10 protein-coding genes, 1 tRNA gene and 1 pseudogene are annotated in these 12318 nt (G+C 73.4%); 6 read left to right on the top strand and 6 right to left on the bottom strand.

What is annotated here, in order from left to right:
- The first annotated feature begins 109 nt into the window (after positions 1–109).
- A tRNA-His gene (locus AB0C46_RS24960) sits at positions 110–185 on the top strand.
- A 134-nt stretch (positions 186–319) separates the two neighbouring features.
- On the opposite strand, the gene AB0C46_RS24955 is transcribed toward AB0C46_RS24960, so the two are convergent.
- Positions 320–970, bottom strand: coding sequence for an NAD(P)H-binding protein (locus tag AB0C46_RS24955; protein WP_362830393.1), 651 nt, complete (start codon positions 968–970; stop codon positions 320–322).
- Positions 971–1093: 123 nt separating this feature from the next.
- Between AB0C46_RS24955 and AB0C46_RS24950 the strand changes: the two genes are divergently transcribed.
- A complete protein-coding gene (locus AB0C46_RS24950) occupies positions 1094–2008 on the top strand; it encodes an AraC family transcriptional regulator (RefSeq protein ID WP_362830392.1) in 915 nt (304 codons plus the stop codon).
- Between the two features lie 107 nt (positions 2009–2115).
- Here the strand turns inward: AB0C46_RS24950 and AB0C46_RS24945 are convergent.
- From AB0C46_RS24945 to AB0C46_RS24935, 3 genes and pseudogenes are all read right to left on the bottom strand, one after another.
- Positions 2116–3024, bottom strand: a pseudogene (locus AB0C46_RS24945) (chitinase); the annotation flags it as partial.
- Positions 3025–3333: 309 nt separating this feature from the next.
- On the bottom strand, positions 3334–4764 hold the full coding sequence (locus AB0C46_RS24940) for a HAMP domain-containing sensor histidine kinase (protein WP_362830391.1): 1431 nt from the start codon (positions 4762–4764) through the stop codon (positions 3334–3336).
- A gap of 115 nt (positions 4765–4879) precedes the next feature.
- Positions 4880–5572 carry a response regulator transcription factor gene (locus AB0C46_RS24935; protein ID WP_362830390.1) on the bottom strand — a complete coding sequence of 231 codons (693 nt, stop codon included), beginning with the start codon at positions 5570–5572 and terminating at the stop codon, positions 4880–4882.
- 109 nt (positions 5573–5681) lie between these two features.
- On the opposite strand from AB0C46_RS24935, the gene AB0C46_RS24930 reads away from it, so the two are divergent.
- Positions 5682–6263, top strand: a complete 582-nt coding sequence (locus AB0C46_RS24930; RefSeq protein WP_362830389.1) for a hypothetical protein — start codon at positions 5682–5684, stop codon at positions 6261–6263.
- A 22-nt stretch (positions 6264–6285) separates the two neighbouring features.
- Here the strand turns inward: AB0C46_RS24930 and AB0C46_RS24925 are convergent, their stop codons facing one another.
- Entirely contained in the window at positions 6286–7146 is an 861-nt protein-coding gene (locus AB0C46_RS24925; protein ID WP_362830388.1) for a fused MFS/spermidine synthase, read from the bottom strand.
- Positions 7147–7334: 188 nt separating this feature from the next.
- A complete protein-coding gene (locus AB0C46_RS24920; protein ID WP_362830387.1) occupies positions 7335–7655 on the bottom strand; it encodes a chaplin in 321 nt (106 codons plus the stop codon).
- 245 nt (positions 7656–7900) lie between these two features.
- Between AB0C46_RS24920 and AB0C46_RS24915 the strand changes: the two genes are divergently transcribed.
- The 3 genes from AB0C46_RS24915 (at position 7901) to AB0C46_RS24905 (ending at position 12117) form a co-directional block, all read left to right on the top strand.
- Positions 7901–8992, top strand: coding sequence for a hypothetical protein (locus AB0C46_RS24915; protein ID WP_362830386.1), 1092 nt, complete (start codon positions 7901–7903; stop codon positions 8990–8992).
- 45 nt (positions 8993–9037) lie between these two features.
- Positions 9038–10537, top strand: coding sequence for a sugar transferase (locus AB0C46_RS24910; RefSeq protein ID WP_362830384.1), 1500 nt, complete (start codon positions 9038–9040; stop codon positions 10535–10537).
- Positions 10538–10854: 317 nt separating this feature from the next.
- Positions 10855–12117 carry a glycosyltransferase gene (locus AB0C46_RS24905; protein ID WP_362830418.1) on the top strand — a complete coding sequence of 421 codons (1263 nt, stop codon included), beginning with the start codon at positions 10855–10857 and terminating at the stop codon, positions 12115–12117.
- The last annotated feature ends 201 nt before the right edge of the window (positions 12118–12318 follow it).

Below are 12318 nucleotides of genomic sequence, written 5' to 3'. Positions count from 1 at the left end.
CGACACGCCCTCGGACCCGGGACGGGAAACCTGGGCGCGAGCACCCCTCCGGACCCTGTACACTTTTTCTCAGCCGGTGGGGAAAAAGAACCACACAGCACCGGTCATGGTGGGTATAGCTCAGCTGGTAGAGCACCTGGTTGTGGTCCAGGATGTCGCGGGTTCAAGTCCCGTTACTCACCCCACTTCAAGGCCCCCGACCTCAGGTCGGGGGCCTTGGCGTTTGTCGGCGCATCGGCGATGCGCATCGGCCGACACATATGCCGACATATATAAGGAGCCGGCTTCCGGGGGCGGGGGCCAGGTCGGGGGCCGGGGTTCAGTAGCCGATGGTGAAGCGCGCGCCGGGGTGGCGGGGCCGCTCGATCTCGTCGAGGACGGCGACGGCGTAGTCCTCGGTGGATATCCGGCTGCGGCCCTCGGCGTCGGTGACCAGATCGTCGGTGGCGGTGCGGTAGCTGCCGGTGCGCTCGCCGGGCTCGATGGTGGCCGCGGGGCTGAGGTTGGTCCAGCGCACATCGGAGACGGAGCGGTAGTAGTCCAGCGCGTCGCCGTGGGCGTGCATGATCTGCAGCAGGAACTCGGGGAGGCCCTCCGCGTCCCAGACCTGCTTGCCGTCCGGGGTGCGCAGCGAGCCGGCGCCGCCGACGGTGAGCAGCCGGGGTGCCGCGGCGCCGAGGGTGCGCAGACCGGCGACGAGGGACTCGGCGGCGGGCCTGATCGTGGCGAGATGACCCGGACCGTCGCCGCCGCCGACCGCGCTCACCAGGACGTCCTGGCCCTCGGCCACGGCGGCGACGGAGGCCGGGTCGAGGATGTCGCCGGTGGTCACGGTCAGGTGCTGATGGTCCGTGGTGATCTTCGCGGGGTCGCGGACGACCGCGGTGACCCGGTGACCGCGCCGGAGGGCCTCGTGGAGGATGCGGCTTCCGATGGTGCCGTTGGCCCCGAAGAGAGCGATCGTGGACATGAGGGGTCTCCCAGCTGTTCTGTGTGTCCCGGTCAGGACTTCTGTTTTCCGTCAGCGGATGCGCTGACGCCTTTTACGCTAGGGGCACCAGCAGGAGGTTTCGGGGTAGCGAGGGGACCAGCGATGGTCAAAAAGCGACAGGGGGGCGAGGAGCCCGTTCCCGAGATCCGGGAGGTGGCGTTCTCCGCGCCGGCCGGGCGGCCTGCCGGGGTGGAGGTGATGACCCTCGCGGAGCTGCGGTCGCGGGCGGACGCCTGCCAGCTGTCCACCCCGCACCGCCCCGGCTTCCACCATCTGCTGCTCCTGGAACGCGGCCGGCTGGTGCACAGCCTCGACTTCCGGGAACACGTCCTGGCCCCGGGCGATCTGCTGTGGTCACGCCCCGGGCAGGTCCAGCACTTCGGTGATCTGACGGGCGCAGCGGGGCGGCTGGTGCTCTTCGAGGCGGGCTTCCTGGATCCGGCGACCGCGGCCGCGGCCCGGATCGAGGACTGGTACGGGCCGCCCGTACGGCGTCCCGAGGGCGCGGCGGCGCGGGGCGTGGCCGAGGCGCTGCAGCAGCTGCACACCGAGTTCGGGGCGCTGGGCGGACTGCCGCTGGAGATCCATCGCGACGTGCTGCGGCATCTGCTGGCCGTCCTGGTGCTGCGGGCCGCGCACCCGGGCGGTGCGGCGACCGGGAGCGGCGGGGACGGGACGTGTGCGGCGAGCACGGCCTATCTGCGCTTCCGGGACGCGGTGGAGCGGGGCTTCACCCGCAGCCGCCGGGTCGCCGACTACGCCCGCTCGCTGGGCTATGCGCCGCGCACCCTCTCCCGGGCCACCGAGGCCGCCGCCGGGGTGGGGGCGAAGGAGTTCATCGACCGGCGGGTGGCGCTGGAGGCCAAGCGGCTGCTGGCGCACGGCGACCAGTCCGCGGCCCGGATCGCGGACCGGCTGGGCTTCGCCGACGCCACCAACTTCAGCAAGTTCTTCCAGCGGCAGACGGGCACCACCCCGATCGCCTTCCGGGGGGCCGTACGGGGCGGTGCGGGCTGAGGGCATGCCGTACGCAGCAGACGGGCGGGGCGCAGCGGGTGGGGGGAGCCCGCTGTGCCCCGCCTCGGGGGCGAACGGTCCGGAGGGGGCCGGACCGCCGGTGGGGGTCAGCCCTGGTAGGCGCCGAAGGCCTTGGTGAAGTCCAGCGGGCGCTGCGCAAGGGAACTACAGGTCGGCTGCGCGGAGTTGCCGGTGCCGCCCGGGCAGGCCCGGTCACGGGCCGAGGACCACATCGACAGCCAGGCCAGGTGCTTGGCCCGGGCGAACGTCACCAGCTGGGTGGCGTCGTCGCGGCGGAAGACCTCGGCCTGGACGTCGTTGACGCCGATCATCGGGGTCACCGCCACGGTCTTCCAGGCGGCCGCGTCGCCCAGGCCGAGGGCCTTCTTGAGCTGGCCCTGGGTGGCGGTGGCGGCCTGGGTGGCGTAGGTGCCCATGTCGCCGCTGTAGGCGGGTCCGTAGTCCATCGCCATGATGTTGACGGCGGAGATCTTGACGCCGTGCTTCTTGGCGTCGGCGATCAGGTGCACCCCGTCCGGGGTCAGACCCTCGGGCATGACCGGCAGGGTGAAGGAGACATCGAGGCCGGGGTGCTTCTTCTGGAGCTGGGTGATGGCCTGGGCGCGGCGGGTGTTGGCGGCGGTGTTCGGCAGGGCGCCGCCCTCGATGTCGAAGTCGGCCTTGGTGAGCTTGAACTGGTCGATGACCTTGCCGTAGGCGGCGGCCAGGTCGCCCGTGGAGCCGCAGGCCACACCGAGTTCGGAGCCGTTGGCGCCGCCGAAGGAGACCCGGACGTCGCCGCCGGCCGCGCGCAGCGCGGGGATCTGCCGGGCCACCGGGTTGGTGGCCAGCTCACCCGCGCCGCCCCACTTGGGCACGCAGCCGCCGCCGGAGGTGACGAAGGCGAGGTGGAAGTTCTTCACCCCGGTCTTCTTGGCGGTGTCGGCCAGGTCGTAGGCGGGGCTGAGCGAGGTGTCGACGTACGGCGCGAAGCCGGCCGCTGCCTTCTCGGCGGTGCCCGCGGTCCGCGGGGCCTTGGCGGCCAGGGCGGAACCGGCGACGGCGAAGGCACCGCCGGCCGCGACCGCGGCGGCCGCGCCGGTCACGATCAGCTTGGTGGTGCGGCTCTTGCGCCGGCGGTGTACCGAGGGAGTCATCTCGTGCCTGCCTGTCGTCACATGGGGGTGGGGGTGCACCGTGGTGCGTCCCGCACGCTAGCGGCAGCGAAACGGACAAAGGGCAGGAACAGAACGGCAGTTGGCGGAATTATGTCCGCCTTAAGGCGGAGAAAGGGAGCGGTTAAGAGCCCCCGGCACATGCCCCGCTCAGGTGCCGGTGCGGGCGGCCCGCCGCCCCCGCGTACGGAGCGTGCGGCGCAGCCGGTGCCCGCGGCGTCCGCCCTGGGAGGCGCGCCCGCCGTCCAGCGCCAGCCAGATGCGTACCTCGGTGCCGCCGAGCACCGAGCGGCCGATGCGCACATCGCCGCCGGTGGACTCGGCCAGCCGGCGCACGATGTCCAGACCGAGGCCGGTGGACCCTCCCCCGGCTACCGCTGGGCGGTGCCCCCGTCCGCCCCCCGACCAGCCGCGGCGCAGCGCGGCGTCCGGGTCGGCGATGCCCGGCCCGGCGTCCGAGACCAGCACGATCACCGCCTCTTCCGCGTTGTGGACATCGACCGCGAAGGCGGTGCCCTCGGGGGTGTGCCGGAAGACGTTGCCGAGCATCGCGTCCAGGGCGGCGGCGAGTTCGGGGCGGGCGACGGGGATGCGTACGGGGCGGTCCGCGCCGGCGACGCGTACGGTGCGGCCCTCGTCCTCGGCGAGCGCCGACCAGAACGCCATCCGCTCGCGGATCACCTCGGCGGCGTCACAGCCGGCCGCGGCGGCCGCCTGCTGGGTCGGGGCCTTCTGCTCGCGGGCGGTACGGATGATCTGGTCGACCTCGCGCTCCAGTTGCTCGACGGCGGTCCGGGTCTGCTCGGCGGCCTGGGTGTCGCCCAGCGAGGCGGCGTTGAGCCGGAGCACGGTCAGCGGGGTGCGCAGCCGGTGCGAGAGGTCGGCGGCCAGTTCCCGCTCGTTGGCCAGCAGTTGGACGACCTGGTCGGCCATGGCGTTGAACGCGCTGGCCGCGGACCGCAGTTCCTTGGGGCCGTCCTCCGGGACGCGTACGCCGAGCTTGCCCGTGCCGAGGTCGTGGGCGGCGCCGGCCAGCCGTTCGGCGGGCCGCACCAGGCGGGTGCCGAGCCGGTCGGCGACCGCGACCGAGCCGATGACCAGCGCGAGACCGACACCGGCCAGCACCAGCCAGGCGGTGGTGACGCCCTTGGTGAGCGCCTCGTCCGGGACGAACACCTCGACGACGGCGATGCCGGCGGCGACCGCCGTCGGCTGGAGCAGCGAGGTTCCGCCGGGGACCGGTGAGATGGCGGCCCGGCCCAGCTCGGCGGCGGCCGCCACATCGGCCTGCGGGGCGCGCCGGGCGCCGATCTCGGCGGATCTGCCGTTCCTGCCGCTCGCCGGGACATGGACGCCGATCGTGCCGCCGGAACCGGTCTCGGCGCTGGCGACGGCGCGCTCCAGCTGGGTGCGGTCGGTGGTGATGGCGAGGACCGGGCCGATGGTGGCGGCCTGCCGCTCGGCGCTTCCGTAGGCGCGGTCGCGGGCCAGCTCCTTGACGACCAGCCCGAGGGGGACGGCGAAGGCGACCACGACCATGGCGGTGACCGCCAGCGCCACCTTGACCAGGGCCCATCTCACTGTTTCTCATCCTTCGCTGCTCCGCCCACGAGGCGCAGAGGCGCGGCTCTCTCCGCCGTCTGCGGCCCGGCGGCCTCGCGCGCTCCCCCCGCTGCCGCTGGGAGGTACCCCCAGCTCACCGCGGTGGCTCCAGCTTCACCCCGACACCCCGCAGGGTGTGCAAGTACCGGGGCTTCGCCGCGGTTTCGCCCAGTTTGCGGCGCAGCCAGGAGAGATGGACGTCGATGGTCTGGTCGTCGCCGTAGGACTGCTGCCAGACCTCGGCGAGGAGTTCCCTGCGGGCGACGACGACGCCCGGCCGGCCGGCGAGGAAGGCCAGCAGATCGAACTCCCTGCGGGTCAAATCGAGGGCGACGCCGTCCAGTTCGGCCTGCCGGCGCAGCGGGTCGATGGACAGGCCGCCGACCCGGATCACTCGTGAGGGCGGTTCCGCGCCGGCCGCCGTGGCCCGGGAGCGGCGCAGTACGGCCGCCATCCGGGCCGAGAGGTGCTCGACGGAGAACGGCTTGATGAGGTAGTCGTCGGCGCCGTCGTTCAACAGCCGTACGATTTCGGCTTCGTCGTCCCGGGCTGTGGCGATGATCACTGGGACATCGGTGATTCCGCGGAGCATCTTGAGCGCCTCGCCCCCGTCCAGATCGGGCAGACCGAGGTCGAGAATGACGACGTCGAAGCCGACGTGTGCCACCTCGCGCAAAGCTTCCAGGGCGGTACCGACACTGCGTACCGTGTGGGCGGCCTCGGTCAGATGCCGGATGAGGGCCGAGCGTACGAACTGGTCGTCCTCGACCACGAGCACACTTGCCATGGGCGGCACCGTACGCCATTCGGGCGGGGTTCCCTGCCCGGTGTTGACAGCGGAGCAGTGCGGTCCGCGGTGCCGGGCCGGCTGCACCCGGACGGTGGGGTGGTGCAGTATGAGCCGGATGCAACGAGGACTGGTTCACGCGGCGGCCTGGACGCTGGCGACCGGCGCCGCGGTCACCCTGTCGTGGTTCGGCGTGCACACCGTGCTGTCCGGCACGGCGTACGACGCGCCGCGTGCCCTGCCCCTCACCGGCCAAGTGGCCTCCTCGGGACGGCAGACGGACGACGGCGCCACACCGCGGGTCTCCTCCACGCACCGCCCCAAGCCGTCCCCCTCGCCCCGGCACAGCACGGCGCCCGGCGGTCACGGCTCCTCGCCGCCCGCCAAGCCGTCGCACACCGGCTCCCCCCGGTCGGGGTACCCGGCCACCGACCCGCCGGGCGGCTCCGCCCCGGCCTCCGACGGCCGGATCAAGAGCTACTCCCCGGCGGGCGGCCGGGTGGTCCTCGACATGGCCGACCGGTCCGCCGAGCTGGTGTCGGCGACCCCGGACCCGGGCTGGGAGATGCAGGTGTGGAAGCAGGTCGGGTGGCTGCGGGTCGACTTCACCCGCGGCGGCGCCCATACGTCCGTGATCTGCACCTGGAACGGCCATCCGCCGACCGTGGAGACCAGCGACCGCGCGACGTAGGACCGCCGCGGGCCGTGCGGCGTCAGTCGAAGACGTCGGCCGGCGGGGCGGGCGAGGCGGTGGCGGTGGCGTCGGTGACCGGGGCCGCGCCGCCGGTGAAGTCCAGCAGCGCCCGGCCGTGTTCGACCCGGCCGGACTGTGGATCGGTCGCCGCCCGCCGGGTCAGTTCGGCGACCGGCAGCTCCCGGTCGGCGGCCAGCAGCACGGCGTTGCCGAAGCGCCTGCCGCGCAGTACGGCCGGGTCGGCGGTCAGGCACAGCTCGGGGAAGACCGTACGGACCGTGGCGATCTGGGCGCGCAGAAACCGCAGCGGCGGCCCGTCAGCGAGATTCGCCGCATAGAACCCGCCGGGCCGCAGCGCCCGGTGTACTTCCGCCACGAATTCGGTGCTGGTCAGATGCGCGGGCGTGCGGGCGCCGGCGAAGACATCGGCGATGATCAGATCCGCCCAGCCGTCCGGGATCTTCGCCAGACCGGCGCGGGCGTCGCCGCCGCGCACCCGGATCCGCCAGCCGCTGTCCCACGGCAGCTGCCGGCGTATGAGGGGGACCAGGGCCGCGTCGATCTCCACGACCTGCTGGGTGGACCGCGGCCGGGTCGCCGCGACATAGCGGGCCAGGGTCAGGGCGCCGCCGCCGAGATGGACGACGCGCAGCGGTTTGCCGGCCGGTCCGGCCAGATCGGCGAGGTGTCCGAGCCGCCGCTGATAGGGGAAGTCCAGGTATGCCGGGTCGTCGAGGTCCACATGGGACTGCGGAGCCCCGTCGATCAACAGCGTCCAGCCGCGCGGCCGGTCCCGGTCGGGACGTAGCTCGGCAAGCCCGCCGTCCACCGTCTCGGTGACGGGCTCCGGGCCGCCGCGCCCCCGTCTGCTCTTCGCCATGCCCTCCAGTATGGCCTGTGCCCGGGATGCCGTATCCGCTGGTCAGCGCGATACCGGCGCCCAGAGGCCAGGGAGGCCTGGCGTGCCGGGCAGAGTGGCGGACCACCCGCGACCGAGGTCACGGGTGATCCGCCAACTGCACATCATGACCCGTACCGGCCCGAGGTCCATCCGGACCGGCGGGCGGGTCACCTATTGACGCATGCGTTCCCGAACGCCGGGTTCAGCGCCGCGACAAGGTTGAGGCTGTTGCCGCAGATGTTGATCGGGATGTTGATCGGGACCTGGACATTGTTGCCACTGAGGATGCCCGGGGAACCCGCGGCAAAGCCCGCCGCATTGGCGCCACTGCGGTGGTTGTACAAACCGCGGTGGTCGTGACGGTAGCTGTCGTGATGGTCGTGGTGACCACGGCCGTGGTCCCCGCTTGCAGATGCGATGCCTGCGCCACCCAGAACCATGGCACAGCTGGCCGCAGCCATCGCGGCGGTCGTAACAAACCGCTTCATCCCATTCTCCTTTCAGTTCGCGAATGGGGCAACCGGTCACAACGAGCGGAATGAGTCAGGGATGCGGGCGTTCCCTCTTCCGGGAAATCATTAGGCCTTCTGGCAGTAACGACGGGACGGCAGGAAGTCCGGCATTCCGCTGAATGGCCGCCCCCGGACGGGGTCCGGCGTGCCTGCCGCGGTTTCCAACATGATTTCTGTCAGAGTGCTCTCCTGTTTGACTGATTGAAGTCGGAGAGGAAGACATGCGGAAGTCGATGGACCGCACCTGGCGCGGCGTCGTATGCGCACTGGCGTCCTTGGCATTGTCGGCCGCCTTGTCTTCGGCGGTGGCCGCACCGACCCCCGGGGAATCCGCACGAATTCCGTTCACCGAGCGCTATCACGCCACTCAGCACGGCGGTATCGCGCGCGCCGCCAACTCCTCGGTCACCTGCAAAACCGCGGCCGGCCGCACCGCCACCCCGTGCGCGGCGGTCCAGCAGGGCGGCGCCGGCAGTAACGGCCACTACCGGATGGCGTACATCGACGTCGACTCCGACGCCCGCACCGCCAACTCCAGCAGCGCCACCCTGCGGATCCCGGCCGGCTCCCGGGTGAGCTACGCCCGGCTGTACTGGGGCGGCAGTCTGCGGGGCAGCCGGCAGCAGAGCGCCAGGGACAACGGCCGGGTGCTGATCGCCGAGCCCGGCGGCCGGTACCGGCAGGTGCTCGCCGACACCATGACCGGGCACCGCCCGCATTCCACGACCGACGGTTTCCAGGCGTCCGCGGATGTCACCGGGCTGGTGCGCGGCAGCGGCGCCGGGGCCTACACGGTGGCGCAGATCAATATGGCGAAGGGCCATTCCACGGCCGGCGTCTGGGGCGGCTGGACATTGGTGGCCGCATACGAGAACAAAAAGCAGCCGCTGCGCAGAATCGCGCTGTGGGACGGCTTCCAGGCGCTGGGCGCGGACCACCGGGAGCTTTCGGTGCAACTTCCCGGACTGCGCATTCCAGTGAATTCACAGGGCCGCGCGGGCGTGGTGGCATACGACGGCGACCGAGGCCGCGGAAATGACGCACTCTCCGTCCGGGCCGGCCGGCACCGCGCGCACACGGTGCGGGACGCCGCCAATCCGGCGAATGATGTGATGAATTCGACGGTCACCGATTTCGGCCGGCCGGCGGCCCGGTGGCCCGCTTACCGGAACACCCTCGGATTTGATTCCGACGTATTCGACATCACGCCCGCACTGCGGCCCGGCGGCGATCGGCTCACATTCCGCTTCACCACCCGCAATCCGGGATATCTGCTCGGCGCGCTCTTCGTCCAGACCGATACCAGGCGCTGAGCGACGCGCCCCGGAAATTCCGGAGAGCAGAGAGCGGATCAGCCGATGACGACGGAGAGCGCGGATGCGCACCGCTCCGCCCGGGTCCCGCCCCCGTCGGCGGTCCCCCGCCCGGCGGCCGCGGTCCGTCCGCCGCGCGGGCCGGGGCGGGAAACACTTCCCCCGCCCCGGCCCGGCCGCGGCGTACGGCAGCGGACCGTCGCCCCGCTGATGGCCGCCGACGCTCTGGCCACCGCGGCCACCGCGCTGCTCGTCCTCGGCACCGCAACGACACCGGCCGCACTCGGCCTCCTCCTGACGGGGCTGCTGCTGCTCCACTCCCACGCCGGCCTCTACCGTCCCGGCCCCGCCCCGCGCGCGCTGAACGACCTGCCCACGCTGCTGGGCCGGTCCGCCGTCTGCTGGTGCGCGGCGGCCGCGGTGCTCGCCGCCGTACACCCCGGGCAGGCACTGCCGCCGGCCCTGCTGGCGGGTGCGGTGACGGTGCACACCGCACTGGCCTGCGGCGGCCGCGCCGTGGTCCACCGGGCCCGCCGCGGCGCCGCCCGCCGCCGGCCGCGCGCCACGCTGATCGTCGGCACCGACCCGGCGGCCGGGCAGCTCGCCGCCGTCCTGCACACCCGCTCCGAGTACGGGATGCGCCCGGTGGGCGTGGTCATCCCACCCTCACTGCCGCCCGGCGGGGCCGACACGCCCCCGGGCCCCGCCGGACCGCCGCTGCCGCGGCTCGGCTCCGCGCCGGACATCACCCGGGCCGTCATCCAGCACACCGTGCGGGACGTGGTGTTCACCCTGCCGCCGTACGGCGACCCGCACACCGCCGCGCTGCTGCGCCGCTTCATCGACCAGGGCTCGGCCGTCTGGCTGGCCGGCGCCGCCGCCGCCCGCGAGGGCCGGTCGCCGCATGCGGGCACCGACCACCTGGGGGGCTTCGCCTGCCGGCGCCTGGACACCGCCCCGCCCCGCCACGGCAGTTGGCGCAAGCGGATCCTGGACCTCACGCTGGCCGCGGCGGGGCTGGTGGTCACCGCCCCGCTGCTGCTGGGCTGTGCCCTCGCGGTACGGCTCGCCGACGGGCCCGGTGTGCTCTTCCGGCAGGAACGCATCGGCCGAGGAGGCCGCAGGTTCACCCTGCTGAAGTTCCGCACCTGGCATCCGTACGACGAGCACGAGGCGGCGACCCGGTGGAGCGTGGCGGACGAGTGCCGGATGAGCCGGGTCGGCCGGCTGCTGCGGCGCACCTCGCTCGATGAGCTGCCACAGCTGTGGAACGTGCTGCGCGGCCAGATGAGCCTGGTCGGGCCGCGCCCGGAACGCCCCTTCTTCGTCGAGCAGTTCCTCCGGACCTGCCCGGAGTACGGCGCCCGGCACCGGATGCCAGTGGGCATGACCGGCCTGGCGCAGGTGCACGGGCTGCGCGGCGACACCTCCATCGAGGACCGGGCCCGCTTCGACAATCTCTACATCGACAGCTGGTCACTGCGGCAGGACCTGCTGATCCTGCTGCGCACCGTGGCCTCGGTGGTGCGGCTGGAGGGCAGATGAGCGCGGGCGCGCCGCCGCTGCGCCGCCACGGCCGCACCAGCGCGGTGTCCGTCCTGCCCGACTGGCCCCGCAGGCCCGACTGGCCCGGCAGGCCCGGGGGCGACCGGCCGCTGCGCCGCCACGGCCGCACCACTGCGGTGTCCGTCCTGCCCGACTGGCCCAGCAAGCCCGACTGGCCCGGCAGACCCGGCAGGCCCGGGGGCGACCACGCCTGGGATCCGCCGGGCCCCCGTAACCGCGCGCTGCACCCGCTGCGGCGCCGTGCCCTGCCCCCCCGACCGGACCACCACCCCGGCCGCTACCTCTGGAGGCATCCGGTGAAGGTTCTGCATGTGATCACAGACCTCGACGTGGGCGGCGCCGAACAGCAGCTGCGGCTGCTGCTGCGCCGGCTCCCCGCGCACTGCGAGGTCCTCACCCTGACCAGTCCGGGCCCGGTCGCCGAGGGCATCGAGGCCGACGGCACCCCCGTCTTCCACCTCGGCATGACCGGCAACCGGGACCTGACCGCGCTCCCCCGTCTCGCCGGGCTGATCCGCGACGGCGGCTACGACCTGGTGCACACCCACCTCTACCGGGCCTGCGTCTACGGCCGGGTCGCCGCCCGGCTGGCCGGCGTACGGGCCGTGGTCGCCACCGAGCACTCCCTGGGCGACGCGGTCATCGAGGGCCGCCGGCTGACCCGTGGCGTCCGCACCCTCTACCGGGCCACCGAACGGCTGGGGACGGCCACCGTCGCCGTCTCGGACACCGTCGCCGCCCGGCTGCGCCGCTGGGGCGTACCGGAGCAGCGGATCCATGTGGTGCCCAACGGCATCGAGGCACATCGTTTTGGCTTCGATCCGGCGGCGCGGGCGCTGGTGCGGACCCGGCTGGGCCTGCCGCTGGATGCCTTCGTGGTCGGTGGCGTGGGGCGGCTGGTGCCCGGCAAACGCTTCGATGTCCTGGTCCGCGCGGTGACCCAGCTGCCCGGTGTCCACCTGCTGTTGGCGGGTGCGGGGCCGGAGCGGGAGATGCTGCGGCGGATGGCGGAGCAGTTCGGCTCGGGCGACCGGATCCATCTGCTGGGCGCGCGCGACGGCGCGTTCGACGCGGCGGCCGACGGCCGGGGGACCGCGGGGCCCGATATCCCCGGCCTGCTCTCGGCCATCGACGTCTTCGTCTCGCCCTCCCCGGACGAAGCGTTCGGACTGGCCGTCCTGGAGGCGCTCGCGTCCGGGCTGCATGTGCTCTACGGCAGCTGCCCGGCGGTCGACGAACTGCCCGCCGACCAGGCTCCCGGCGCCCGCCACTTCAGCCTCAACGTCCACGAACTGGCCACCGCACTAAGGGAGTTGCGGCGTCAGGGGCCGGGCCGGCTGCCGGTCCCGCCGGTGGTGCGGCGCTATGACATCACCCGCAGCGCGGAGGCGCTGATGTCCGTGTACGAGCAGGCCGTGGCGGCGGGCACCCCGGCACGGCGCGGGAGCCCGGCGGCGGTACCGCCGCCACAGGGCCGGCCGGCCGCGCTCCCCGCGGCGAGCGTGTCGCTGCCCGATCCGTCCCGGTCGCCCGACCCGTCCCCGCTCCCGAACAGGTAGGCAGCGCCATGGCCGAGGCCGCGAAGGAAGAGACCGGGCCGGCATGCGGCCGGACGGTGCCGGGCCGGTGAACGCGGTCACGGGGGCGTCCGGCGCGGGCGTCGCACGACCCGGACGTCCGTACCACCGGGCTGGACGCCCGTACCGCCTGAGCGGACGCCCGCACCGCCGGGCCGGTGGGGCCGCGGACCGGTCGGCCGT

Source organism: Streptomyces sp. NPDC048637, from assembly GCF_040650675.1.
Taxonomy (GTDB): Bacteria; Actinomycetota; Actinomycetes; order Streptomycetales; family Streptomycetaceae; genus Streptomyces.
This window is presented reverse-complemented; position numbering and strand designations above follow the sequence as displayed.

Coding starts and splice junctions, on each gene's coding strand:
- AB0C46_RS24955 (WP_362830393.1), bottom strand. CDS start 970: ATGTCCACGATCGCTCTCTTCGGGGCCAACGGCACCATCGGAAGCCGC.
- AB0C46_RS24950 (WP_362830392.1), top strand. CDS start 1,094: ATGGTCAAAAAGCGACAGGGGGGCGAGGAGCCCGTTCCCGAGATCCGG.
- AB0C46_RS24935 (WP_362830390.1), bottom strand. CDS start 5,572: ATGGCAAGTGTGCTCGTGGTCGAGGACGACCAGTTCGTACGCTCGGCC.
- AB0C46_RS24930 (WP_362830389.1), top strand. CDS start 5,682: ATGAGCCGGATGCAACGAGGACTGGTTCACGCGGCGGCCTGGACGCTG.
- AB0C46_RS24925 (WP_362830388.1), bottom strand. CDS start 7,146: ATGGCGAAGAGCAGACGGGGGCGCGGCGGCCCGGAGCCCGTCACCGAG.
- AB0C46_RS24920 (WP_362830387.1), bottom strand. CDS start 7,655: ATGAAGCGGTTTGTTACGACCGCCGCGATGGCTGCGGCCAGCTGTGCC.
- AB0C46_RS24915 (WP_362830386.1), top strand. CDS start 7,901: ATGCGGAAGTCGATGGACCGCACCTGGCGCGGCGTCGTATGCGCACTG.
- AB0C46_RS24910 (WP_362830384.1), top strand. CDS start 9,038: ATGACGACGGAGAGCGCGGATGCGCACCGCTCCGCCCGGGTCCCGCCC.